Source organism: Pseudoalteromonas sp. T1lg22 (genome assembly GCF_002964645.1).
Taxonomy (GTDB): domain Bacteria; phylum Pseudomonadota; class Gammaproteobacteria; order Enterobacterales; family Alteromonadaceae; genus Pseudoalteromonas.
Genome location: NZ_PQBY01000008.1, coordinates 1 through 24,345 on the forward strand (window position 1 = coordinate 1; position 24,345 = coordinate 24,345).

19 protein-coding genes and 2 rRNA genes are annotated in these 24,345 nt (G+C 48.4%); 18 read left to right on the forward strand and 3 right to left on the reverse strand.

The window, feature by feature from the left end:
• The 15 genes from C2M24_RS04975 to C2M24_RS05045 all read left to right on the forward strand — a co-directional run.
• Window positions 1-85, forward strand: a 23S ribosomal RNA gene (locus C2M24_RS04975); the annotation flags it as partial.
• A 139-nt stretch (window positions 86-224) separates the two neighbouring features.
• Window positions 225-339, forward strand: a 5S ribosomal RNA gene (gene rrf, locus C2M24_RS04980).
• 350 nt (window positions 340-689) lie between these two features.
• Entirely contained in the window at window positions 690-1,736 is a 1,047-nt protein-coding gene (locus C2M24_RS04985; protein ID WP_105199775.1) for a DUF2066 domain-containing protein, read from the forward strand.
• Window positions 1,737-1,742: 6 nt separating this feature from the next.
• Window positions 1,743-2,444: a DnaA regulatory inactivator Hda gene (gene hda / locus C2M24_RS04990; RefSeq protein ID WP_105199918.1), complete on the forward strand. Its 702-nt coding sequence runs from the start codon at window positions 1,743-1,745 to the stop codon at window positions 2,442-2,444.
• A gap of 93 nt (window positions 2,445-2,537) precedes the next feature.
• On the forward strand, window positions 2,538-3,518 hold the full coding sequence (gene pheS, locus C2M24_RS04995; protein ID WP_105199776.1) for a phenylalanine--tRNA ligase subunit alpha: 981 nt from the start codon (window positions 2,538-2,540) through the stop codon (window positions 3,516-3,518).
• Between the two features lie 13 nt (window positions 3,519-3,531).
• Window positions 3,532-5,919, forward strand: coding sequence for a phenylalanine--tRNA ligase subunit beta (pheT, locus tag C2M24_RS05000; protein WP_105213516.1), 2,388 nt, complete (start codon window positions 3,532-3,534; stop codon window positions 5,917-5,919).
• A gap of 2 nt (window positions 5,920-5,921) precedes the next feature.
• On the forward strand, window positions 5,922-6,224 hold the full coding sequence (gene ihfA / locus C2M24_RS05005) for an integration host factor subunit alpha (protein WP_105189518.1): 303 nt from the start codon (window positions 5,922-5,924) through the stop codon (window positions 6,222-6,224).
• A gap of 322 nt (window positions 6,225-6,546) precedes the next feature.
• Window positions 6,547-7,992, forward strand: coding sequence for a glyceraldehyde-3-phosphate dehydrogenase (locus C2M24_RS05010; RefSeq protein ID WP_105199778.1), 1,446 nt, complete (start codon window positions 6,547-6,549; stop codon window positions 7,990-7,992).
• Between the two features lie 119 nt (window positions 7,993-8,111).
• On the forward strand, window positions 8,112-9,239 hold the full coding sequence (locus C2M24_RS05015) for a M14 family metallopeptidase (protein WP_105213517.1): 1,128 nt from the start codon (window positions 8,112-8,114) through the stop codon (window positions 9,237-9,239).
• Between the two features lie 367 nt (window positions 9,240-9,606).
• A complete protein-coding gene (locus C2M24_RS05020; protein WP_105213518.1) occupies window positions 9,607-11,133 on the forward strand; it encodes an alanine/glycine:cation symporter family protein in 1,527 nt (508 codons plus the stop codon).
• A gap of 170 nt (window positions 11,134-11,303) precedes the next feature.
• Window positions 11,304-11,633 carry a hypothetical protein gene (locus C2M24_RS05025; protein ID WP_105199781.1) on the forward strand — a complete coding sequence of 110 codons (330 nt, stop codon included), beginning with the start codon at window positions 11,304-11,306 and terminating at the stop codon, window positions 11,631-11,633.
• The gene (locus tag C2M24_RS05030) at window positions 11,630-11,911 is read left to right on the forward strand and encodes a YeaC family protein (protein WP_105199782.1); all 282 of its coding nucleotides are present in this window, start codon (window positions 11,630-11,632) and stop codon (window positions 11,909-11,911) included. Before C2M24_RS05025 ends, C2M24_RS05030 begins: the two co-directional genes overlap by 4 nt.
• Entirely contained in the window at window positions 11,901-14,603 is a 2,703-nt protein-coding gene (locus C2M24_RS05035; protein WP_105213519.1) for a DUF349 domain-containing protein, read from the forward strand. The genes C2M24_RS05030 and C2M24_RS05035 overlap by 11 nt, the downstream gene beginning before the upstream one ends.
• Window positions 14,600-15,169: a DUF1439 domain-containing protein gene (locus tag C2M24_RS05040; protein ID WP_105213520.1), complete on the forward strand. Its 570-nt coding sequence runs from the start codon at window positions 14,600-14,602 to the stop codon at window positions 15,167-15,169. The genes C2M24_RS05035 and C2M24_RS05040 overlap by 4 nt, the downstream gene beginning before the upstream one ends.
• Window positions 15,170-15,249: 80 nt before the next feature.
• Window positions 15,250-16,680 carry a sigma-54 interaction domain-containing protein gene (locus tag C2M24_RS05045; RefSeq protein ID WP_105213521.1) on the forward strand — a complete coding sequence of 477 codons (1,431 nt, stop codon included), beginning with the start codon at window positions 15,250-15,252 and terminating at the stop codon, window positions 16,678-16,680.
• Window positions 16,681-17,210: 530 nt separating this feature from the next.
• On the opposite strand, the gene C2M24_RS15960 is transcribed toward C2M24_RS05045, so the two are convergent.
• The gene (locus C2M24_RS15960) at window positions 17,211-17,591 is read right to left on the reverse strand and encodes a hypothetical protein (RefSeq protein WP_158683692.1); all 381 of its coding nucleotides are present in this window, start codon (window positions 17,589-17,591) and stop codon (window positions 17,211-17,213) included.
• A gap of 587 nt (window positions 17,592-18,178) precedes the next feature.
• On the opposite strand from C2M24_RS15960, the gene ccoG reads away from it, so the two are divergent.
• Window positions 18,179-19,558, forward strand: a complete 1,380-nt coding sequence (ccoG, locus tag C2M24_RS05050; protein WP_105213522.1) for a cytochrome c oxidase accessory protein CcoG — start codon at window positions 18,179-18,181, stop codon at window positions 19,556-19,558.
• A gap of 95 nt (window positions 19,559-19,653) precedes the next feature.
• Here the strand turns inward: ccoG and C2M24_RS05055 are convergent, their stop codons facing one another.
• On the reverse strand, window positions 19,654-20,565 hold the full coding sequence (locus C2M24_RS05055) for a M14 family metallopeptidase (RefSeq protein ID WP_105213523.1): 912 nt from the start codon (window positions 20,563-20,565) through the stop codon (window positions 19,654-19,656).
• 147 nt (window positions 20,566-20,712) lie between these two features.
• Entirely contained in the window at window positions 20,713-21,120 is a 408-nt protein-coding gene (locus tag C2M24_RS05060; protein WP_105213524.1) for a hypothetical protein, read from the reverse strand.
• A 185-nt stretch (window positions 21,121-21,305) separates the two neighbouring features.
• Here C2M24_RS05060 and C2M24_RS05065 point away from each other — a divergent pair, with 185 nt between their 5' ends.
• Complete coding sequence (locus C2M24_RS05065; RefSeq protein WP_105199789.1) at window positions 21,306-21,863, forward strand: GbsR/MarR family transcriptional regulator; 558 nt, start codon at window positions 21,306-21,308, stop codon at window positions 21,861-21,863.
• A gap of 268 nt (window positions 21,864-22,131) precedes the next feature.
• Window positions 22,132-24,300, forward strand: a complete 2,169-nt coding sequence (locus C2M24_RS05070) for a prolyl oligopeptidase family serine peptidase (protein WP_105213525.1) — start codon at window positions 22,132-22,134, stop codon at window positions 24,298-24,300.
• The last annotated feature ends 45 nt before the right edge of the window (window positions 24,301-24,345 follow it).

Genomic DNA, 24,345 nt, shown 5'->3' on the forward strand with positions numbered 1-24,345 from the left:
AAGACTACAACGTTGATAGGCAGGGTGTGGAAGCGCTGTGAGGCGTTAAGCTAACCTGTACTAATTACCCGTGAGGCTTAACCATACAACGCCAAAATGGTGTGAGACTGTTAAGTTAGAAGTTAGAAATTAAAGACTGAAGTAGACGATTACTTATTACTTTGAAATAAAGAGCAGCTTTCCGAATTAATACTGATTGCGACAGCGATTAGTAACCAACTTTGCTTGGTGATAATAGCGTTCTGGACCCACCTGACCCCATGCCGAACTCAGAAGTGAAACGGAACTGCGCCGATGATAGTGTGGCATTTGCCATGTGAAAGTAGGTCATCACCAGGCTCCTAATTAAAGAAACCCGTTGCAGCGATGCGACGGGTTTTTTGCTTTCTGGCGTTTATGCTTTTTATTCCAATAGATTCGATTGCAGCAATACAGCAGCCTTTTTGCTTTCTGAATTTTAGGTTTTACACAGCGTTTATTGTTTTGCTGGGGTAAACTCATTAAGTCGCTTCATTAGTTCCTTACTCAAAAATTCAGAAAAAAGTAGGGGAGCAATTGCACCAAAATTAGCCGCCTGTGAGCAGCTAATTAACCAGGGATTCAGCTAGTTAACTAATCTTGGCTAACCCTTTGCTTTGTCACTGGCTTTGTTTTAGGATCAGGGCATTCACACTAAGGTTTAAGACGACGTGATCCGTAATTTATTACTGCTAGTTATAGCTTTTGGCGCTTTGCCGCTGCAGGCAATTGAAGTAAAAGACTTATACCAATATCGCCAGCCGGTCGAAGATAAAACCCGGACTAGTCGAGCTACCGCGAGCCAAAATGCGCTGCTTAATGTCCTTGTTAAAGTGACAGGTGACGCCAATGCGGCCGAAAACTCTAAGGTGCGTGCTGCCTTGCCCGATATCGCTAGTTACATGACTAAATATGAGTACGCGGATAATAAGGGTGAATCTTATTTACAGGTAGAATTCGATGGCAACAAGGTTAACGCCTTGGTGCGTGACGCAGGCCTTCCCTTATGGGGCAATCGTCGTCCCTTGGTGGCGATCTGGTTAGCCATAGAAGATGGTTGGCGTCGTGAACTGATGACCGCCGACTCTTACCCGCAAATTCAAGAGCAAATTGCCGAGCGAGCATCCCGTCGTGGTGTCCCCGTGGTAACGCCGTTATTTGATTTAGAGGATCACCAACATGTGACCGTGGCCGATGTTTGGGGTAACTTCAGTGACTCTCTGGATATTGCCTCTGAGCGCTATATGGCTGAGCGGGTTGTATCTGCGCGTCTTTATAAAGATGAAAACACCGACGGCTGGGCCTTGGAGTGGCGTTTTACCAATGAAGATCAGTTTGAAGGGGTAAAGCATCAGGGCGAACAACAAGAGGTTGTGGGCGATATGATTGATGCCTTAGCCAGCGCTTTGGCAAGTGAATATGCAATTGATGCTAGCTCCAGCTATGAAGCGCAACAGCAAACCCTAAAGCTATATAACACTCAGAATTTTGTCGATATTGAATATGCCGTGCGCCGTTTAAAAAGCTTAAGTGTAGTGACTGATGCGGCGGTGACGCACATCAGTCAGGAGCTGGTTGAAATCCGTATTAGCCACACAGGTGGTGTGGAAGATCTCAAGAAAGCGTTAACCCTGGATTCTTACTTTAGTGACTATCGCGATCCGCAGAAGTTTTACTACTCCAATAGTAATGATGCGCTCGAGTACGCGTGGCAGTAATCTATGATGCTTAGCTCGCAATTAGCACTGCCGGTGACCTTGCCGGATGACGAAACCTATGCCAGTTATTTTGGCGGTGAGGATTCCTTAGAGGTTAGTCATCTGCGCTCGTCATTTAATCAGTTGAACGAGCAGTTTCAATATACCTATTTATGCGGTTTAGGTGATTCCGGAAAATCGCATTTGCTTTATGCCACCTGTGTTCATGCTCAGGAGCTTGGCTTGTCCAGCATGCTGTTATCACTGAGCGAAGTGCAGCATTACGGCCCGCAAGTGCTTGAAGGGGTGGATGCCCTAGATGTGGTCTGTATCGATGATTTACATCTTATTGCCGGTGATGAAGCCTGGGAAAAAGCGCTTTTTAACTTCTTTAACCGCTTTAACGAGCCAGGTAAGCTCTTACTTATCTCCGCCGACTTGCTGCCTGATATGTTGCATTTGGATCTGCCTGATCTCGAGTCGCGCTTAAAGTGGGGCACCACCTTGCAAATTCGCTCCATGAGCGATGATGATAAGGCGCAGGCACTGACCAACCGCGCCAAGATGCGCGGCCTGGAGCTATCCGATGAATGTGCGCGTTTTTTACTGACGCGTCTTAGTCGTGATATGCGTGCCTTACTGGATGTACTCGATACTTTGGATCATGCATCCATGGCGGCACAACGCAAGCTCACCATTCCTTTTATAAAAGCCACACTAAAGCTGTAGAAACAGGCGCGCGGGGCTAGAATCAATGCGGCCCTTTGGTTATCATAAGTGGCTAAATAAACACTTTAAATTATCACCCTAGTCAGGTATCCGATGAACTTAGAAGCGATTTTGGCTGACGCCTTAAAGGCGGTTGAAACAGCCAGCGAAATCGCGCACCTAGAAGATGTGCGCGTAAACTACCTTGGTAAGAAAGGTGAAATAACCGGGCTACTTAAAACACTTGGGCAAATGGCGCCAGAAGAGCGTAAGAGCGCAGGCCAAGTAATTAACCAAGCAAAACAAGAAGTTACTGAAGCAATCAATGTTAAACGTGAAGCACTGAGTGCTGCTGCGTTAGAAGCTAAACTTGCCGCTGAAACAATTGATGTCACCTTGCCGGGTCGCAATATGGCCTCAGGCGGTGTGCACCCGGTTACCCGCACCATAGAGCGTATTGAATCCTTCTTCGGCGAGCTTGGCTTTGCCGTTAAGTCGGGCCCTGAGGTAGAAGATGATTTCCACAACTTCGATGCCCTGAATATTCCGGCTCATCACCCGGCCCGTGCGGATCACGATACCTTTTACTTCAATCCTAAGTTGGTATTGCGCACCCAGACCAGTGGCGTACAAATTCGCACCATGGAAACCGAGCAACCGCCGCTGCGTATTATCTCGCCTGGTCGCGTATACCGTAACGACTACGACCAAACTCATACGCCTATGTTCCACCAGGTTGAAGGCTTGATGGTAGATACGGACGTCAGCTTCACTGAGCTTAAAGGTATTCTGCACGACTTCCTGCGTAACTTCTTTGAAGAAGACATGGAAATCCGTTTCCGTCCGTCATATTTCCCATTTACCGAGCCTTCGGCGGAAGTAGATGTAAAGGGTAAAGACGGTAAATGGCTTGAGGTATTAGGCTGTGGCATGGTGCACCCGAACGTATTACGTGCGGTAAACATCGACCCTGAAAAATACACTGGCTTTGCCTTTGGTATGGGTGTAGAGCGCCTGACCATGCTGCGCTATGGCGTTAACGACCTACGCGCTTTCTTCGAAAATGATATGAAATTCCTAAACCAGTTCCGTTAAGAGGTCGTGATAAATGAAATTCAGTGAAAAGTGGTTACGCGAATGGGTTAACCCGGCCATCGACGCGAATGAACTGGCAGAGCAACTTTCTATGGCTGGCCTTGAAGTAGACGGTGTTGATGCCGCTGCGGGTCAATTTGAAGGTGTAGTTGTAGGTGAAGTGGTTGAATGTGGCCAACACCCGGATGCAGATAAACTGCGTGTGACCAAGGTTAACGTGGGCGAAGACGAGCTACTCGATATCGTCTGTGGCGCGCCAAACTGTCGCCAAGGCCTAAAAGTGGCCGTAGCGAAAGTGGGTGCCGTTCTTCCGGGTGACTTTAAAATCAAAAAAGCCAAGCTTCGTGGCCAGCCTTCACACGGCATGTTATGTGCGTTTGTTGAGCTAGGTATCAGCGAAGAAGGCGACGGCATCATGGAATTGCCTCTTGATGCGCCTATCGGTCAGGACCTACGTGAATATCTTGCTCTCGACGACAAGATTATCGACGTTGATTTAACGCCAAACCGCAGCGACTGTTTAGGTATTAAAGGCCTGGCTCGTGAAGTGGGTCTACTGAACAACCTAGACGTTAAAGAGCTTGAAATTCCTGCGGTTGAACCAACAATCGACGATAAGATCAGCATCGAGCTGGTGAATGAAGAAGCATGTCCGCGTTATCTTGGTCGCGTGCTAAAGGGCATTAACCTGGATGCGCAAACACCACTGTGGATGGTTGAAAAACTCCGTCGCAGTGGCATTCGTTCAATCGACCCGGTCGTAGATGTGACCAACTATGTGTTGATTGAGCTAGGTCACCCTATGCACGCCTTTGATCTTAATGCCATCGAAGGTGGTATCAAGGTACGTAGCGCCAACGCCGGTGAAGAGCTGGTATTGCTTGACGGCAACACGGCGAAATTAAACGAATCAACTCTAGTGATCGCCGATCATAACAAAGCCCTGGCCATGGCCGGTATCTTTGGCGGTGAGCACTCGGGTGTAACCGAAAAGACCTCAGACATCCTGCTTGAAAGTGCTTTCTTCAACCCAGTTGCGATTGCCGGCCAAGCACGCAGCTATGGTTTGCATACAGATGCCTCACACCGCTATGAGCGTGGTGTAGATTTCGCTCTGCAGCGCGATGCCATGGAGCGTGCTACTGCCTTGCTGCTTGAAATCGTTGGCGGTCAGGCTGGCCCAATCGTTGAAGCGGTTGCCCCTGAGCAATTGCCTAAGGTAACGGCGGTAACACTTCGTCGCGAGCGTCTAGACCGCGTAATTGGTTATCATATCGATGATGAAACTGTTACCAATATCTTGCGCCGCCTAGGTCTGGATGTGCAGTTCGAAAACAACACCTGGCAGGCGGATGTGCCTAGCTACCGTTTTGATATTCGCATCGAAGAAGATCTAATCGAAGAAGTGGCACGCGTATTCGGTTACAACAATATTCCTAACGAGGCGCCATTAGCCAAGTTGAATATGACCCGTCATAACGAATCGGACGTGGCCATCAAGCGTATGCGCGACACCCTGGTAACCCGTGGCTATCAAGAAGCAATTACCTATAGCTTCGTTGATCCTAAGGTGCAAAATGCCATTCACGGTGAAGAAAACAGCCTAGTATTACCGCATCCTATCTCTATCGAAATGTCGGTGATGCGTAAGTCTTTAATGCCTGGCCTACTTAATACTTTGGTGTATAACCAGAATCGCCAACAGCCACGTATTCGCTTCTTCGAGCAAGGACTGAAGTTTATTGCCGATGAAAACGCCGAAAACGGCGTGCTGCAGCAGGCTGTAATTGGCGGCGTGGTTGCTGGCAGTTGTTATGGCGAGCATTGGAATCTTGATAGCCGTGCGGCGGATTTCTTCGATGTCAAAGGCGATGTAGAGGCTTTATTGGCGCTGTGCAATACCAGTGCACGCTTCAGCTTTAAAGCCGAGGCCTGTGATGGTTTGCACCCAGGTCAAAGCGCGGCCATTTATGCAGATGGCGTAAAGGTTGGCTTTATTGGCGCTTTACACCCACAATTGCATAAGCAATTGGGTATTAACGGCACCGCATTTGTGTTTGAAATTGAAATCGCCGCGCTTAACAACCGCGTGTTGCCACAGGCTAAGGCTATTTCAAAGTTCCCATCGAACCGCCGCGATATCGCGATTTTAGTTAAAGACGAAGTAAATGCCGGTGACGTTTTGGCCGCGATAGAAAAAGTTGGCGGAAATCAATTGGTTGACCTAAACTTATTCGATGTGTATAAGGGCAAAGGTATAGAGCCAGATTATAAGAGTTTGGCAATTGCTCTGACACTGCAGGCGGTTGATAGAACGCTCGAAGAGAAGGATATCAACCAAGTTGTCGACAACGTCGTAGCCACTTTGGCTAAAGAGTTTAATGCATCGTTGAGGGACTAGATATGGCGCTTACCAAAGCCGACATAGCTGAACACCTATTTGAGAAGTTGGGGATCAATAAAAAGGATGCCAAAGAACTAGTTGAAGCGTTTTTTGAAGAAATCCGCTCAGCTTTAGAGAATGGGGAGCAGATCAAGCTTTCTGGCTTTGGCAATTTTGATCTTCGCGATAAGAAAGAGCGACCGGGTCGTAACCCAAAAACCGGAGAGGATATTCCTATTTCGGCGCGCCGTGTGGTTACCTTTAGGCCTGGGCAAAAACTGAAAACCCGTGTTGAAGTCGGTACCAGTAAGCTTGAGTCTTAATCATAAAAAGCAGCCTTAGGGCTGCTTTTTTAATGCCTGAAATTGGCCGCTATTCTTTGCCTGTACATTTATTTAAGTGCCCCTGTCTGGCACTGTGTTTTTGAACGCCGCTATTTCCTATCCCAATCCTTTAATTTTTCACCGTCTCTTATTGGGCTAATGAGTTAACAATAACTAGAGGTGGTTATTGTCGCCACTTTGCATTAGAATATGGGCGCCCGGCAACAGGCATATTGTCCTTGATCACGCTCTCACTTTGTGGTCGGAACATTTAAGTGCTGGGGTTGATATCCGTTCAAATCAAATTTCAAAGGCAGAAACAATGACCTTATCTCACGAGCAAGAATACTTAAACAGCTGGCAGGAACGCCAAGACTTCGCTGAAAGTATGCAACCTATTATTGGTAAACTGTACCGCAACCGTGGTATCGAAATTGCTGTATATGGCCGTCCGCTAGTAAGTGCCAGCACCATCGATATCATCAAAGCGCACAAAACCGTCGCTCAATTTGAAGATTCAAAACTGCGTTTACGTGAAAGCTTCCCATTCCTAGAAGCCATTAGCAAAATGGAGTTAAACTCTGCTCGTATCGATATCGGTAAGTTAGCCTACAACTACCTATACAAAGATGCTGCCAATGGTCGCTCTGTTGAAGAATACCTAAACGATGAACTAGCTGAAATCGTTAACGCCGGTGCAGCGAAAGAGCCGCGCGATGTAGTACTTTACGGTTTCGGTCGTATCGGTCGTCTACTAGCTCGTCTACTTATCGAAAAATCAGGTCCTTATGCTGATCTTCGCCTTCGTGCCATCGTTGTTCGTGGCGGTAAAGACGGTGACCTTGAAAAGCGTGCCAGCCTGTTGCGTCGTGATTCAATCCACGGTCCTTTCAACGGTTCAATCACTGTTGATCATGAGCGTAATGCTATTAAAGCAAACGGCAGCTACATTCAGGTGATCTACGCGAACTCACCAAGCGAAGTTGATTACACGGCTTACGGTATCAAAGACGCACTAGTTGTTGATAACACAGGTATCTGGAAAGACGAAGCGGGCCTAGGTCAGCACCTTGAAGCTAAAGGCGCGGCGAAAGTACTACTTACCGCTCCTGCTAAGGGCAATATCAAGAACATCGTATACGGTGTTAACAACAGTGATATCAAAGCAGAAGACAAGATCGTGTGTGCGGCAAGCTGTACAACTAACGCCATCACACCTACTTTGAAAGCTCTTAACGACAAGTTCGGTATCAAGAATGGTCACGTTGAAACTGTACACTCGTACACCAACGACCAGAACCTGATCGACAACTACCACTCGGCTGAGCGTCGTGGTCGTGCTGCTGCATTGAACATGGTTATCACCTCTACTGGTGCAGCTAAAGCGGTATCTAAAGCGCTTCCAGAGCTTGAAGGCAAGCTAACTGGTAACGCTATCCGCGTACCTACGCCTAACGTTTCAATGGCTATTTTGAACCTGAACCTTGAGACTGCAACGAACGTAGAAGAGCTTAACGCCTTCCTACGTGACACGGCGCTTTACTCAGACCTGCGCGACCAAATCGACTACACAGCATCGACTGAAATCGTATCGACTGACCTTGTAGGCAGCCGTTACGCCGGTGTGGTTGACTCAAAAGCAACGATTGTTGACGGTGACCGCGTAGTACTTTACGTTTGGTACGATAACGAGTTCGGCTACAGCTGTCAGGTTGTACGTTGTATGCAAGACATGGCTGAGGTTACTCACCCAAGCTTGCCACGCTAATAAGCGTATAGAACAAGACTAGCCGGCACCGAGTGTCGGCTTTTTTATTGCTAAAACTGGCTTTACCGACCTATTACTAGGGAAGGGCCAGGTTATCTCATTAACAATAAGGATCAGCAATGAAGATCACCAGTAATTTCGACAGTGGTAATATCCAGGTTATCGCTTGTGAAAACCCGATGAATATCCAGCTAGAGATCAATAAGGACAACCAGTCTGATTTTTATCAGTGGTTTCATTTTCGCCTAGAAACCACGCCATTTGTTGAGCACCGTTTGCAGATCAACAATCTGGCGCAGTCGGCCTATCCGGAAGGTTGGGACGATTACCAGGCGGTTGCTTCTTATGATCGTCAAACCTGGTTCCGCGTTCCTACCCGTTATGAAGACGGCACCCTGGTTATCGACGTTGAGCCGGAATGCTCACAGATGTTCTTCGCCTATTTTGCACCGTACAGCTACGATCGTCACCTGGACCTGATTTACTGGGCACAAAGCCACGCCATTTGTGAAGCGCAAAACCTAGGCCTAACACTGGATGGTCGCGATATGACGGTTTTGCGTATTGGTGAGCCGAGCGCTGAGAAGAAAAATATCTGGATCACTGCGCGTCAGCACCCGGGTGAAACCATGGCCGAGTGGTTCGTTGAAGGTTTGCTGCACAAGTTACTGGACGACGAAGACCCCCATGCTGCTGCACTGCTATGCAAAGCCGTATTCTACGTAGTGCCGAACATGAACCCGGACGGCAGCGTTCGTGGTCATTTGCGTACCAACGCCGCCGGTGTAAACCTTAACCGTGAGTGGGCCACACCAAGCATGGAAAAGAGCCCGGAAGTCTTCTTGGTGCTTAATAAGATGCGCGAAGTGGGTCTGGATATGCATCTGGATATTCACGGTGATGAGTCTATCCCTTATAACTTTGTCGCCGGTAGTGAGGGGATCCCAAGCTATGATGCACGCCTGGAAGAGTTAGAAAATACCTTTAAGCAAGCGCTATTAACCATCACGCCTGAGTTCCAGGATGAGGTTGGTTACGATAAGGATGCACCGGGCGAGGCCAACTTGACCGTAGCATCCAGTGCGGTTGCCGAAGAGTTTAAGGCCTTGGCTTACACGGTAGAAATGCCGTTTAAAGACAATAACAACCTGCCAGACTTGGATTATGGTTGGTCAGACCGTCGCTCTTACCAATTCGGTCAGGATACCCTCAGCGCCATAGTTGCTGTGGTTGATAAGTTGAGATAACAGGCTTTAACGTGGGCGTTGGCTATTGCTGTGCCCATCATTGAGTTTAAAGCGATAAAGGCATGGGTTGGTTAACGATCCATGCCTTTTTTATTGCTTTCAATTTAGCCGGGATAAACCCAGCTAAAAGTTTAACACATTAAAATGAAACAAGATTTACTTACGGGGTAAGCTCTACTCGAGCCCATAGGTCGAACGGATTGAAAATTAAGTGTTAACAAACTTAGGCAGTATAAGTTAATATTCCAAAGGTTGAAGAGTGAGGTAAGTATGCTTGCTAATTCTCACTGCCTTATGTCGCGCATTCTCAGTAGCTAACGCAGAGTATCGTAACTAAGAATAAGAAATATAATTATAGAGGATATCTATGGAAGCTTTTGTAAGCGCCGTTAATGACATTGTGTGGAGTAGTGCACTCATTTATCTCTGTCTAGGTGCAGGTCTATTTTATTCCGTATTAACCCGTTTCGCCCAGGTTAGGCATTTCAAAGAAATGTGTAAATTGCTGCTGAGCTCGAATGAATCGAGCCGAGGCATCTCATCTTTTCAGGCCTTGGCCGTTTCCTTATCAGGTCGCGTAGGTGTAGGTAATATCGCCGGCGTTGCTGCTGCCATAGGCTTTGGTGGTCCGGGTGCTATTTTCTGGATGTGGATAGTGGCATTTTTGGGTGCCAGTACTGCGTATGCTGAGTCTACTCTGGGGCAAATTTATAAAACAGAAGAAGATGGTCAATATCGCGGTGGCCCGGCTTACTATTTTGACCGTTGCCTACAGCAAAAATGGTTGGCCATTTTATTTGCCGTATCGGCTATCGTTGCCTGTGGTGTCTTTTTACCCGGCGTGCAGGCCAATGCGGTAGGTAATGCCTTTACCCAGGTATTTGGTAACGGGGAGATGGTGGCGACTGGCTTTGGCGAGGTAGGCACCTATAAGCTGGTAGCTTTGGCTGTTATTCTGATTGTTCTGGCCTTTATTATCTTTGGTGGTATTAAACGCATCGCCCACTTTACCCAATTTGTCGTGCCATTTATGGCCTTGGGTTACATAGTTCTGGCTTTAATCGTGGTATTTCTAAACCTAGATAAAGTGCCTGGAATCTTCTCGCTGATCATCTCCGATGCCTTTACCGCCCAAGCCGGTTTCGGTGCGGCCATCGGCTGGGGTGTAAAACGTGGTATTTATTCGAATGAAGCCGGTCAGGGTACGGGCCCGCATGCAGCCGCTGCGGCTGAAGTTGACCATCCGGCGCAGCAAGGTCTGGTACAAGCGTTTTCTGTCTATGTCGATACGCTGTTCGTTTGTACGGCGACCGCGTTAATGATCCTTATTACCAAGCAATACAATGTGGTAGGCGACTTGCCAGCGGGCCAGTTTATTGTCCAAAACGTTGATGCAGCAACTGAGATTGGCTCTGCAGCCTTTACCCAAATGGCCTTGTTTAATGTCTTTGGTGACTTTGGTCATGCCTTTGTTGGTATCGCTTTGTTCTTCTTTGCGTTTACTACAATACTGGCGTACTTCTACATTGCCGAAACCAACGTTGCCTACTTAAATCGTTATGTCAAAGGCGGTATCCCGCTGGTGCTGGTGAAGCTGGTGATCATGTTTATGGTTTCATACGGCATGGTTAACAGCTCTGGTTATATCTGGAATATCGGTGACATTGGTGTTGGCCTAATGGCGTGGATCAACATTGTTGGTATCTTGGCGATTCTCTTTGTCGCTAAACCGGCTCTAATGTGTTTACGCGATTATGAAGACCAGAAAAAAGCAGGCGGCAAGATCACCTTTGATCCGGTTAAACTTGGCATTAAAAATGCGACTTTCTGGGAAGAGCGTCTTGCCAAGCAATCGACCAAGCAATCGACCAAGCAAGCGAAAGAAGCTGAGTAAGAAGGTTCGTTTTGTTGATGGAAAGGGCGAGCTCAGAGCCATTTTTGAATCTCAGCGATTGGCTTAAATTCAAAAAAGACATCGACAAATAAAACCAGTACAATGAGGCGCCAAGTGGCGCCTTTTTTATTGGCGCGTGTATTGGCACCTAATTGCACCTAGGAGTAAGCATGGCAATAATTTCATGTCCGCAATGTCAAAAGTCGATATCCGACAAACATCAAGCCTGTCCCCATTGCAATGCCGTTTTTGGCGAAATGGATGCCGAGACCAAAAACCGTATGGCGGCGCGTTCTAAAACGCAAAAGCAGCAGTCGCTGATGAACCAGTCTTTTATCGCCTTAATTCTCTTCCTCGGTGGCTTTTTCGTGCTTTACTGGCATCATCCTGTGCCGGGCTCTTGGCAGCAAACCACCTGTTATGTGGCAATCGCCATAGGGGTTGTTTGGTATCTAGTTAATCGTGTTCGTCTCGTGCTTTTGAAAAGAAAAAAATTATGAATATTGACCAGTTAGTTCAGTCTATCACCCCTGAAGTTTACGAACGTTTGCAATATGGCGCCGCCACCGGCAAGTGGCCAGACGGTAACCCTTTAAGCGAACAACAAAAAGAGCAAACCGTGCAACTGGTGATGCTCTATCAAGCCAAGGTGCTCAAAAGCGACGAACAATTTACCGTTGGCGCCGACGGCCAGTTGGTGCAAAAGTCGAAAAAAGAATTAAAGCAGCAATTTAAGGCCGAAAACGAAATAGCCAGGTTCAGTGAAAATGATCTTTAAACAGTTATTCCAACCCAAGTGGAAGCATCCAAAAGAAACCACCCGACTCGGCGCATTAGCCCAGCTGGACAAACAACAGGATGCACACATAATCACAACCTTGGCCTGTGAAGATCCCAGTGCCAATGTGCGTACCGCGGCGCTGAAAAAGCTCAACGATGTGGGTCTTTGGTGGCAGGCGTGCCAACAGGACGGTGAGCCGAGCATCAAACGTCTTGCTAACCAAAAAGTGGCCGAAGCCATTTTGGCCAGCCCAGACGCCCTGAGCGATACCGACAAAGAGCGTTATATCGATCGCTTTGCCGCCGATAAAACCTTGGAGCAACTGGCGCTGCAAGAAAAAACCGCGGCCGTCAAAATTAAACTGTTAACCCGTTTAAACAAAGCACCTTTGCTGGAGCAGGTATTTCGCAGCGCCGACGATGCATTGCAACTGCAATTGTGTGAGCTGGTGCTGAAATTACAGCTAACCGAAAAACTGCTTAAGGTCGCCAAGGGCGAGGCCAAGGACAAGCTGCAAAAGGTAATTGACGAGCAGCAACGCCAAGAGCAGATGCCGCTAGAGGTGGCAGAGCAAGTTAAGCTGATTCTAGCCAAGCTCAATGCCTTGCGTGAAAAAACCGATTATCAGCTGGTTAACAGCCAGTTTCTGCAGCTGGAAAAGCAATTCCAGCAGTTAGAGCTAGAGTGGCTGGACGAAGAGCTGCGCGGGCAAACACAAAGCAAGTATACGCAGCTGGCGGCCAAACTCAGCGCGCACAGCGACAAACTAAAGGTCGCGTATGAGCAAGAGCAAGCGCAGCAACTAGCCAAGCAGCGCAGCGTTTTGGCGCTGGCTAATCTCAGTGCCTTGGCGGAAGAGATCAGCAATGCCATGGCCCTGCGTTTCGATGGTAATGAGCAAATTCAAACCGACTGGCTTTATGCGAAAGTAGCGCAAGCCAAGGACATGTTGCAAAGCCAAGACCTGCAGGCAGGTAGTGAGCTGCAAAGTCAGCAGCAAGAGCTAGAGCGTCTGTTTAAGCAGGTTGAGCAGCTGGCGGCCTATGAGCAAGACGTGGATGCCCTGCGTGAGCAGCTGGCCAGCTATGGCAACCTAAGTGTCCCCGCTGATATCAGTGAGCTTGACGCGGCGCTTAGCGCTGAAGCCGAGCTCCGCGCGCAACTGCAGCAGGCCATTAAGGCACTTCCCAAAGAGCTGGCGGCGCTTTGGCAGCAACAATTTAATCAGGCCAAAAAGCACTGGCAGAGCCAGAATGACACCCTGATTCAGGAGCAAAAGCAACTGCAGAGCGTGGCGCGTAAAAAGGCGCGAGATATTCGCCGCCTTATTAATCAAGGCCGTTACCGCGTTGCCTTTGGCGTGTTTAATGGTCTGCAAGAAGCATATGCGCAATTGGCAGTACATTTTCAAAATGATCTAAGCCGCGAATACGAAAGCCTTGCCAAAACCCTGGATGATGCCAAAGACTGGCACCAGTATGCCGGTGAAGCGCAGCAGGAGCAGTTACTTGAAGCGGCGAAAGAGCTGGCACAGGGTGACTGCGATGATGCCAACGAGCGTTTAGCCCAGGTAAAGCGTTTGCGTAAAAGCTGGCAGTTGCTGGGCCCAGAGGTGGCGCAGCAGGCGAAAGAGGCGTTTGAGCAGGCGATCGAGGCGGCCTTTGCCCCTTGTCGTGAGTATTTTGCCGAGCAACAAGCGCTTAAAGAGCAGGCCATGGCCGAGCGCGAACAGTTAATCGCACAGATGCAAAGCCTGAGTGAGCGTGCCGCCGAGCTTGAGACGCGGGAGCTGGAACACCAGTTCAACGCGCTATTAAAACAATGGCGCGCCGCCAAGCACATAGAAAGTAAGCTTTATCATAAATTGAGTAAGGCATTTGGCAATGCGCAAGGGGATATGGCCGAGCGTGTAGCCAAATTCTATCAAGACAATGCTCATGCCAAAGAAGCGCTTTTGCAGCAGGCGGAAGCTTTGGACACCAGTGATGTGTTTGCAGCCACCAACAAGCTAAAAGAGCTACAACAGCAATGGCAACAAATTGGTTTTGCCGGTAACGCTAAAGAGCGTAAGCTGTGGCAGGCGTTTCGTCGTGTAAATGACGGTATTTTCAACCAGCGCGATGCCGCTAAGGCACAGCAGCAACAAGCCCATGCTGAGCAAAAGGCGGAGCAGGTGAGTGCCCTTGAAGCCCTTGAGCAACAACTGGCGCAGGCGCAAAGCAATGCGGATTTACAACACTTGCTCAATGATGTGCAGCAGCTGCAATTGGTGCGCGAACTGCAAGGTCAACGGCAACAACTTGCGGCTCGAATTGAGGCGGCGTTAAATGCCAAAGAGCAGGCGCTGCAAACTCGTCACTTCCAAGAGCTGCGTACCGCTTTGGCCGAGCAACAGGCTGTGCCTGCAGATTGGTTAAGTGGCACCCGCGTGGATTTAACCGCTGAGCAATTGGTGCTGCGCCTGGAGATCACCAATAATCTGGCCAGCCCAGAGTCGCTTTCTACACAGCGTATGCAAGAGCAGGTGAGCATGCTTGATAATAAGCACCACGGCGTTGAGCACACCAGCGAGGAGTTGTTACTTGCTTGGTTAGCTGGCGTGGGCGTTAACGAGCAGGGTATTTGTCAGGGTGAGCAAGCCGAGATTGAGCGCCTGGTTGTAGTTTTAGATAAGATGGTATCAGTATGAAGCAATGGTTAGTGGGTATGGTATTGACTGGTGTCGCTTTGTTAAGCGGCTGCGCCGGTCATGCACCCTTGAGTGTATTTTCTTTAACGAGCGGCGAGCTTGAGCAGAGCCTGTTACAACAAAGCGACCGTTATGGCGCCAACGCCACGGTAATGGGCGTGCCCATGGAGCTGACGGTGAACGATATTGGTGTGCAAATCGGCCCTGAGCATAGCCCTAATGGCATTGAGCTGACGTTGGATAATACTGTGATGATGCAGGCTTTGGCGCTAAAAGTACCGGTGCGAGTACGCCTAAACATTGCCGCTGCGCCGTATTTTAACGCTAAGCAAGATGCCATCTATTTGCAGGATTTTAAAATCCTTAATGCGGATATAGATGCCATGGGTTACCGCGGTAAGTTGGCGCCCCTGTCTGAGCAGGTGCAGCAGTTATTGACTCAGGCACTGAGCCAATATCCTGTGTATAGCCTGAATAAGCAAGACCCGAAACAGGCCTTGCTGTCACGGTTTAAGTTGGCGCTAGAGGTTAACCCCGGGGTGATCACCCTGACTTCCGGGCTCTAATGCACTTAATTTAAACCTTGCGAAAATGTGTGAGCAAGCCCTAAAATGACGACATATCGTTACTTGCTGGCACATTTTCCATGGACTCTTCATTAAAACACTTTCTTCACGATCCCCGTCTATTACTTGATGCCGCCGGCGAGGGCATTTATGGCTTCGATCTCAGTGGCAATGCGGTCTTTATTAACCCCGCCGCAGAGCGTATGACAGGCTGGCAGGCAGACGAGCTACTGGGTAAAAAGATCCACCAGTTTCATCACCACAGCCATGCAGACGGCAGTGATTACCCAGCCGATCAATGCCCCATCTATCGCACCATGTTCGATGGACAAACTCGCCAAGTTAGCAATGAAGTATTCTGGCGCAAGGACGGCAGCCTGTTTCCCGTTGAATACACCTCTACGCCTATTTATAAGGATCAACAACTGATTGGCGCGGTGGCGATATTTCGTGACGTATCCACCCAGCGCAGCACGGAGCAAGCCTTGCGAGAGGCGCTGCAAAGGGTGAGTCAGTTAAGCGAGCAGTTACAGGCGGAGAACCGTTATCTGTTAGAAGAGCTCAATGCGGATTGGCAGCACGGCGACTTGGTTGGTCAGTCGGCGCCTTTTCGCACCATGATGCAGCAGATTGAGCTGGTGGCACAAACAGATGCCAGCGTTTTGATCCTCGGTGAAAACGGCACCGGCAAAGAACTGGTGGCGCGCCACCTCCATGCCCAAAGTGAGCGCCGGGATGCTCCTTTGGTCAAGGTCAACTGCGCCGTTTTTGCCGAAAGCCTGTTGGAGTCCGAGCTCTTCGGCCATGAAAAGGGCGCCTTTACTGGCGCGGCGCAAAGACGCAAAGGGCGCTTTGAGCTGGCCGACGGCGGTACCTTGTTTCTTGATGAGATTGCCGAGCTGCCGATGTCTGCTCAGGGTAAATTGTTGCGAGTGTTGCAGGAGCAGGAATTCGAGCGCTTAGGAGGGCAGGAGACCATCAAGGTGGATATTCGCCTGATTGCCGCCACCAACCGGGATCTATGGCAAATGGTGCAGCAGGGCACCTTTCGTATGGATCTCTATTATCGCCTCAATGTATTTCCCTTAACCGTACCGCCGCTGCGTGAGCGCATCGAGGATATGGAGCTGCTAGTGGCTCAGCTGCTGGCCAAGCTGTCGCAGAAGTTGACTCGCAGTTTCACTGGGATCAGCAAGAAAAGTTTGGCCATGCTTAAGCGTTATTCATGGCCGGGCAATATCCGTGAGCTGCAAAATACTCTGGAGCGCGCCGCTATTTTAAGCCCGGGACCGATTTTGCAAATACCCAGTTTGATGGTGGACAGTGCAGTTGGGGAGCCTGCTCACGATGCGATGCCAACCTTGGCGGCCCACGAAAAGCAATATATCGAAGAGGTGTTAAGCCAATGCCAGGGGCGTATTAATGGTCGTGGCGGTGCCGCCGAAGTTTTGGCACTGGCACCAAGTACCTTGCGCTCGAAGATGAAGAAGCTTGGGATCTGCCGCGGATAGACTGAAGCGGGGAGAAGTGTGATAGTGGGGCCTTAAGTGTCGCTGCTAACATCTTAATAAGAGGCAAAAAATAGTTGGTTAAAAGATGTGATGTACGAGCAAGGCCAACTGTTTTATGTCCACATTTTTAATTTGCCTTGTTATATGACTTTACTGGATGCCCTTTACGTAACGTATTAAATACCCAACAAAATATGACGCTGGTAAAACAAAAACACACCCTACTGTAGACACTAAAAACCAACCAATGATCAATTCAGGCTCATGTAAATTGTTATAGAAGATACCAACGACCCACAATACCAGCATTATTAAGTAAGTTAGTAAAGCTGAATACAACAAACGTTTTTTGGGCTTTTTAGCGTAGGTGAGACTACCTGAAATTATTGAAATAACAAAAAATGCGATTATCAATAGACAAACCTCAAGAGTCACATAACGCTGCCAAAGGGGCACATAAGAGCTTGGAGAAAATTAGCGAAGAATGGCGCAAGCCAAGCGTTTTTCGTCCAATTGCCATAACTACCTTGTTATAACCCCCACACCTGTGATGCTGCAAGAATTATTGTCCCTGCAAATACTGAAAAAGACATTATATTGATAATTTTCCAGTTTCCACCACGTTTGGTAATTATTTTAAAAAAACTAAAAAATACAGTTAAAAATGCACAAACTGAAACCCCAACTAAACCCAACATCATTGGTGACCAATTTATATTATCTGAATTGAAGTGATAATTGAAAAACGCAAATGCCCATAAATGAAAAACAAAAACGATCAAAATATATAGTTCGTTTAATCCAAATCGCCTTTGTTGTGTACCACAAACAGGACAAAAGTACGCAACCGACTTACCTGAACGAATAGCTTTGGGGAATATTTTGGAGTTACATTTTTTGCAAATAGTCATGGTGTTTAACTGATATTACAGGGGTTATAACGCCTTACTAATGGGCGCATAAATGCTTGGCTAAAATTGGCGACGAAGGAGCACAAGCCAAGCGTTTTGCGTCCTTTTTAGTAACTTGTTAGCTAGTTTCTACATTGAGCTTCAAATTCTTAGGATCATTATCTTTATTTTGCTCATCCAGTTTCCTTTTTATTGATTCGAACATCCATACTCCGAAAAACAGCTAACAGCTAACAGCTAACAGCTAACAGCTTTTAGCGAGACCTTGCAAGGTACGCTACCTCGTAAGGTAGGAGGTAAACCATGTATAGACGAACTAATAAGACTATAAAAAGTAATAGTAAATCATACAGTAAACGAAATGATAACTCGGCACAATGCGAAGAGGATTCCGCACCAATTCAATCCTTTTCTAAGTATTCCGTCAATGGAGATAACGATATTTCGATAGATCCGGCGTTATATCGTTATCAAACTTGCTTTTTATTTTTAAAATAACCAATAAAAACAATTGGTTGATTTAAATTCAAACCTGGCACAACACTTGCTAAGGGAGCTGTGTTCCCTAGTTAGTAAAAGCAAGTAATATGAAATTTGATGTTAAAGAAGAAGACCTGATCATTAAGCCCTATAAGCAATCCGGGCCGATTTATGTGCGTGAGCAAAAGGGGCGCTTTCAGCGTATTCGCCGTATTTTAAGCTGGTGCCTGATGCTGGCCTTTATCGGCCTGCCCTGGGTGAGTTATCAGGGTCAGCAGGCGGTGTTATTCGATGTCGCCCAGCAGCAGTTTAGGATCTTTTCCGCCACCTTTTTCCCGCAAGACTTTATGCTGGTCGCCTGGCTCTTTATGGCGGGAGCCTTTGCGCTCTTTTTTATCACCAACTGGCTGGGCCGTGTCTGGTGTGGCTATATGTGCCCGCAAACCGTGTGGATGCTAATGTATACCTGGGTTGAGCACCGCCTTGAGGGCACCCGCAACCAACGTATAAAACGCGACGCTCAGCCCTGGAGCGCCGATAAACTGGCTCGTAAGGGGGCCAAGCATCTGGTGTGGTTATTGATGGCGTTTTTAACCGCCACCACCTTTATGAGTTACTTTATTCCCGCGCACGAACTGTATAGCGACCTGTTGGGTTTGAGCTGGGGTGGTATCACCTTATTCTGGGTCTTCCTGTTTACTCTGTGCACCTATGGTAACGCCGGTTGGCTGCGGGAAAAGATGTGCATCTATATGTGCCCCTATTCGCGTTTTCAATCCGTGATGTTTGATAAAGACACCTTGGTCGTGAGCTATGATCAGGACAGAGGTGAAGCCAGAGGGCCAAGAAAGCGCAAGGCCGACCCGAAACAATTGGGCTTGGGAGATTGTGTCGACTGTAATCTGTGTGTCGAGGTATGCCCGGCTGGTATCGATATTCGTAATGGTTTGCAATATGAGTGCATTAACTGCGGTCTGTGCATCGATGCCTGTGACCAAACCATGGACAAGTTTAATTATCCGAAGGGCTTAATCGCCTATCGCAGTGAGCATCAGCAAAACGGTGGCCGGACATCAATTTGGCGCTTAAAGCTGGTGGGTTATGCCTTGATGACTGTGCTGGTGTTTGTGGTGATGGCTATCTGGCTCAATGGCCGTACGGCGCTGGAAGCTTATATCACGCGCGACAGGGGAGAGTTGTCCCGGGTTGATTATCAGGGCCAGGTGGAAAACCCGTATCGTATCTCCATTATCAATAAATCCCAGCAAGTTCAGGAATATACCTTGAGTCTTGAGGGTTTGGAGCAGGGTCAGTTGCAGCTGCACGGGCAATTAAGATTGCAACCGGGTGAGCAAAAAGAGGTGCCGGTTACGGTGCGCATTGATGGTGAATTACTCGAGCGTAAGGTGACGCCCTTTAGCTTTGTGATAACGCAAAACGAAGGTGAGCAGCAGAGTATTCGCAAAGAAACCCGTTTTTATAAGTAGTAGCTTCAGCAAGATAGCCGAGCAATAAAAAAGACCCAGTCTAGTGCTGGGTCTTTTTATTTGTGTCTGCCTAGGGTTGTAACCCTAAGCGCTGTTTATAAAGCGCGAACAAAATCCAAGGCGCCAACTACGGCGGCAACCTGAGCTGCGACGCAATTTTCTGGTGTGCTGCGTGGGCTATCCGGATAGACCTCGGTGGTGGTGACATAAGGAGCTAAAGTCAGGCCCATACACAGGCCAAGTTTACGCCCGGCATATTCAATCACTCCATGGCCGGAAATGGGCACGCCAATCAACTGGTTGTTTATATCGGCTTCGGCAATATGGGTTACGGTTGCCACCTCGGCGTTAATGGCTTTTTGGAGTTCCGGCTGTGGGCGCTCGGTGTCGGCCACCAGATAAAAACCATCGGGAATATTCCAATTGTTATTGGTAGTGCCTTCTCTTGCCGCCAAAGCCGGGCGGAATTCCGAGTTATCCGTATCCGTGGTTTCATGGAGATCTATATGTACCAGCACATCGCTGCTAAAAGGGGCGATAAAGTCGAGCAGCAACTGAGCTTCGGGGGCAGGCGAGCCTTCATAAAAGGAACGGTTCGGGTCGATTGCCTCCGGGTTCCAGCGGTTAATGGTTTCATAACCCCAAGGGCTTACACAGGGAACCACAAGAATATTGAAGGCTTGGCTATGCGCTGGGGTGAGCTCGGCGGCAAACGCTAGGGCACCGTGAATACCGCTGGTTTCATAACCATGTACGCCACCGGTAACCAGGGCAATAGGGCGCCCGGCCTGCCAACTTTTATGCTTAAGGGCAAAGAGGGGGTAGTCTTGCTGATAAGCAAGCAGTCCGTATTCGATAATCTCAAACTGAGCGCTTAGCGCCTGAATCTTGGTGACGACTTCATCCTGATAACTGCGGTGCACTTTTTGTGCCTCAAGCCATTGCTGCTTGTGCTCTGGGCCCCAGGGTTCACCCGGTGTGCCAATGGGATAAATGGTGTTGCTCATAACCCTTCCTACTATTGTCTTTGTTTAGGCGCAGCTTAGAGTCTTGGCAGGGATTGTCAACCAAATTGCCTTTGTTTGCCAAGGGTATGGAGCATATATTGAGGCGTCGCGCCCCAAACTTTGAACGCGACTAAAACGTGCGGGAGGCTAGTTTTCAGCTAGCTTATTCTGGATATAGACAAGGGCGTCATCGAAATTTTCAAAGACGATATCGTTGGCGCTATTGGCGCGCCCTAAGGCACGACGAATTTGTTCTAACTGATTGATGGCAATGGCAGAGTTGATCACAAAGGCGGCGGCTTGGCAGCCATGGGCAAACATCTTCTCGGCCACAGACACCATAAGCACTTGTGCCTCGGGTGTAGCGGCAAGCACATCCTTGGAATTACTGATATAACCCCAACGTTCAAGCTGATGCTCTTTCACCAGGGTTTCTAATTGAGTGGCGAAGGTGGCTATCATGCGCTCATTGATGGCACCGCTGAACTGGCCGACGATCACATCTCCTTGTCGGGTTAGTTGATATGAACCATTGGCGCCGGAATAATTAAACATATGTCCCCCTAGGTTTGTGAAGGCGAGATTCTCATCACATTGTCCCTATTGTAACTGCAACTATGTGTATTTAGGATGTTTTTTCATGGTTTATTTGATGTTGACCAGGTTAAGTGTAGTTGATGCTTGAATGGAGTTGTTAAGATGAGGTATTTTCAGAACATAATGAACATTTAGGGTTGGTGATGGAACTAACAGATAAAATGCAGGCCTTTGTGATGCACTGTGGTGAGATGGGCAGTCGTTGGGGCTTTAATCGCACCATAGGCCAGATGTATGCGCTGTTACTTATTAGCGAGGAGCCTCTGAGTGCCAACGAATTATCGCAAACCCTGCATATTTCCCGCGGTAATGTCAGCATGGGTATTAAAGAGCTGAACTCCTGGCAGCTGATCGCCACTCGGCATAAGCCGGGCGATCGTAAAGAGTATTACCAGCCGGCGGGCAGCATTTGGCAAATGGCCAACCGTGTATTTGAGCAGCGCCGTAAGCGCGAAATCGACCCCACCTTGAGCCTGTTGCGCGATAACCTCCTCGAGGAACCAAGGGATCAGCAGGAGCGCTACGCCCAGCAAAGGTTATTAGAAATCCATGATTTACTGGAAATGATCACCGAATGGGCCTCCGAGCTGCAGCGCTTAAGCCCGGAAAAACTCTCCACGCTAATGAAGCTCGGTGCCGGCGTGTCAAAAATCCTCGATTTTCGCGATAAGCTCAGCCCCAAAGACCGTACAGAGTCCTGAGTTACTCATTAATTAGCCCGAAAAGTGCAATAATGCTAAACGCGTATATCTATATAACGAAACAATTGAGGTGTTTTTGCGCAATTAGGTTAATAATTAGTTATAGGTTTCCAGCCAAAGATAACCAATCTCGCTCGTCGAGTTGGTTTTCTTCTTTTTTGGCCCTTCTTAATTATCCCCACGCCTTGTACCTGCTCGCACAACACTAGACAAATGGCCGTCTAGCCGCTAACGTAAGTCGGTTTATTACAACAAGAATGGATTTTTTATGCTTAAAAGAACACTGGCTGTCGCCGTGTGTGTGGCCCTAGCTGGTTGCAACGACAAACCGGCTGCAGAGGCAAGCGCACAACAAGAACAAAAAGTAGAACAAACTCAGGTTGCAGCAGCGGCCATCAGCTACCCAATTACACGTAAAGGCGAAGTGGTAGACAGCTATTTCGATCAGCAGGTTGCAGATCCATATCGTTGGTTAGAAGACGATATGAGCAGCGAGACGGCACAGTGGGTCGAAGCGCAAAACAAGGTCACCTTTGGCTACCTGGAGCAGATCCCGTTTCGCGACGAACTTAAGCAACGTCTAAAAACCCTGATGGACTATGAAAAGGTCAGCGCCCCATTCACCGAGGGTGAGTACACCTATTTCTATAAAAATGACGGCCTGCAAAACCAATACGTGCTTTATCGCCAAAAGGGCGAGGGTGAGGCGGAAGTCTTCCTAGACCCTAACACCTTTAGCGCCGATGGCACCACATCACTGGCGGGTATCAGTTTTAGTGAAGACGGTTCATTGGCGGCCTACCAAATCTCAGAAGGCGGAAGTGACTGGCGTAAGGTGATTGTGCTGGATACCAAAACCAAGGAGCAAATTGGTGAGACCCTAGTTGATGTGAAGTTCAGCGCCATTTCCTGGTTTGGTAATGATGGCTTCTATTACTCAAGCTATGACAAGCCTAAGGGCAGTGAATTGTCGGCGAAAACCGATCAACATAAGCTCTACTACCATAAGCTGGGTACGGCGCAAAAAGACGATGCCCTTATCTTTGGTGGCAGCGATGAGCAAAAACATCGCTATGTTGGCGCCGAGGTGACTTCGGATGCGCGTTTCCTGGTAATTTCAGCGGCCGTCTCAACATCTGGTAACAAGCTGTTTATTAAAGACTTGAGCAAGGAAAACAGCGAGTTGGTTACCATCATCGACGACCTGACCTACGACAGCTCGGTACTGGATAACAAGGGTGATACCCTGTTTATCGTGACCAACAAGGATGCGCCGAACAAGCGCGTAGTGACCGTTGATATCAAGGATCCAACGCCTAAAAACTGGCAGGACCTTATTCCTGAAACAGAAAACGTGCTGAACATCTCTAAAGGCGGAGATTTCTTCTTCGCACGTTATATGGTTGATGCCATCTCTCAGGTGAAGCAGTTCGATAAAAGCGGCAAGCTAGTACGTGAAATCGCGCTACCGGGCGTGGGCACGGCGTCGGGCTTTGAAGGTAAAAAAGAACAAACCACCCTGTATTACAGCTTCACCAACTATAAAACGCCAAGCACCATCTTCAGCTTTGATGTGAACAGTGGTGACTCGGTTGTTTATAACGAGTCAGGCGCTCAGTTTGACCCGGCGTTGTATGAGTCTAAGCAAGTATTCTACAGCTCAAAAGACGGTACCAAGGTACCTATGATCCTAACCTTTAAAAAGGGCACTGAGCTTAACGGTAAAAACCCAACCATTCTTTATGGTTACGGCGGCTTTAACGTGAGCCTGACTCCTCGCTTCTCGGCCACTACTGCGGCCTGGTTGGAGCAAGGCGGCGTATATGCTGTGGCTAACCTGCGTGGCGGTGGTGAGTACGGCAAACAGTGGCATAAAGCCGGTACGCAGATGCAAAAGCAAAACGTATTCGACGACTTTATTGCTGCGGCCGAGTACCTGATCGCTAATAACTACACCTCAAGTGACTACCTTGCGGTACGTGGTGGCTCTAACGGCGGTCTATTGGTAGGTGCGGTGATGACGCAACGCCCGGATCTGTTTAAGGTTGCCTTACCTGCGGTAGGGGTATTGGATATGCTGCGCTATCACACCTTCACTGCCGGTGCAGGTTGGGCCTACGATTACGGTACGGCGCAAGACAGCAAGGAAATGTTTGATTACCTTAAGGGCTATTCACCGGTACATAATGTAAAAGCGGGCACCAGCTATCCGGCAACCCTGATCACCACGGGCGATCATGATGACCGCGTGGTTCCAGCGCATTCATACAAGTTTGCTGCCGAGCTGCAATCGAAGCACCAGGGTGAGAACCCTGTGATGATCCGCATTGAAACCAATGCCGGTCACGGTGCAGGCACGCCGACCAGTAAGATAATCGAGCAATACGCCGATATCTATGGCTTTACCCTGTATAACATGGGTGTTAAAAAGCTTTAATACTGAGAAGCTTATGCTAATTTGAAAGCCGAGCCTAGTGCTCGG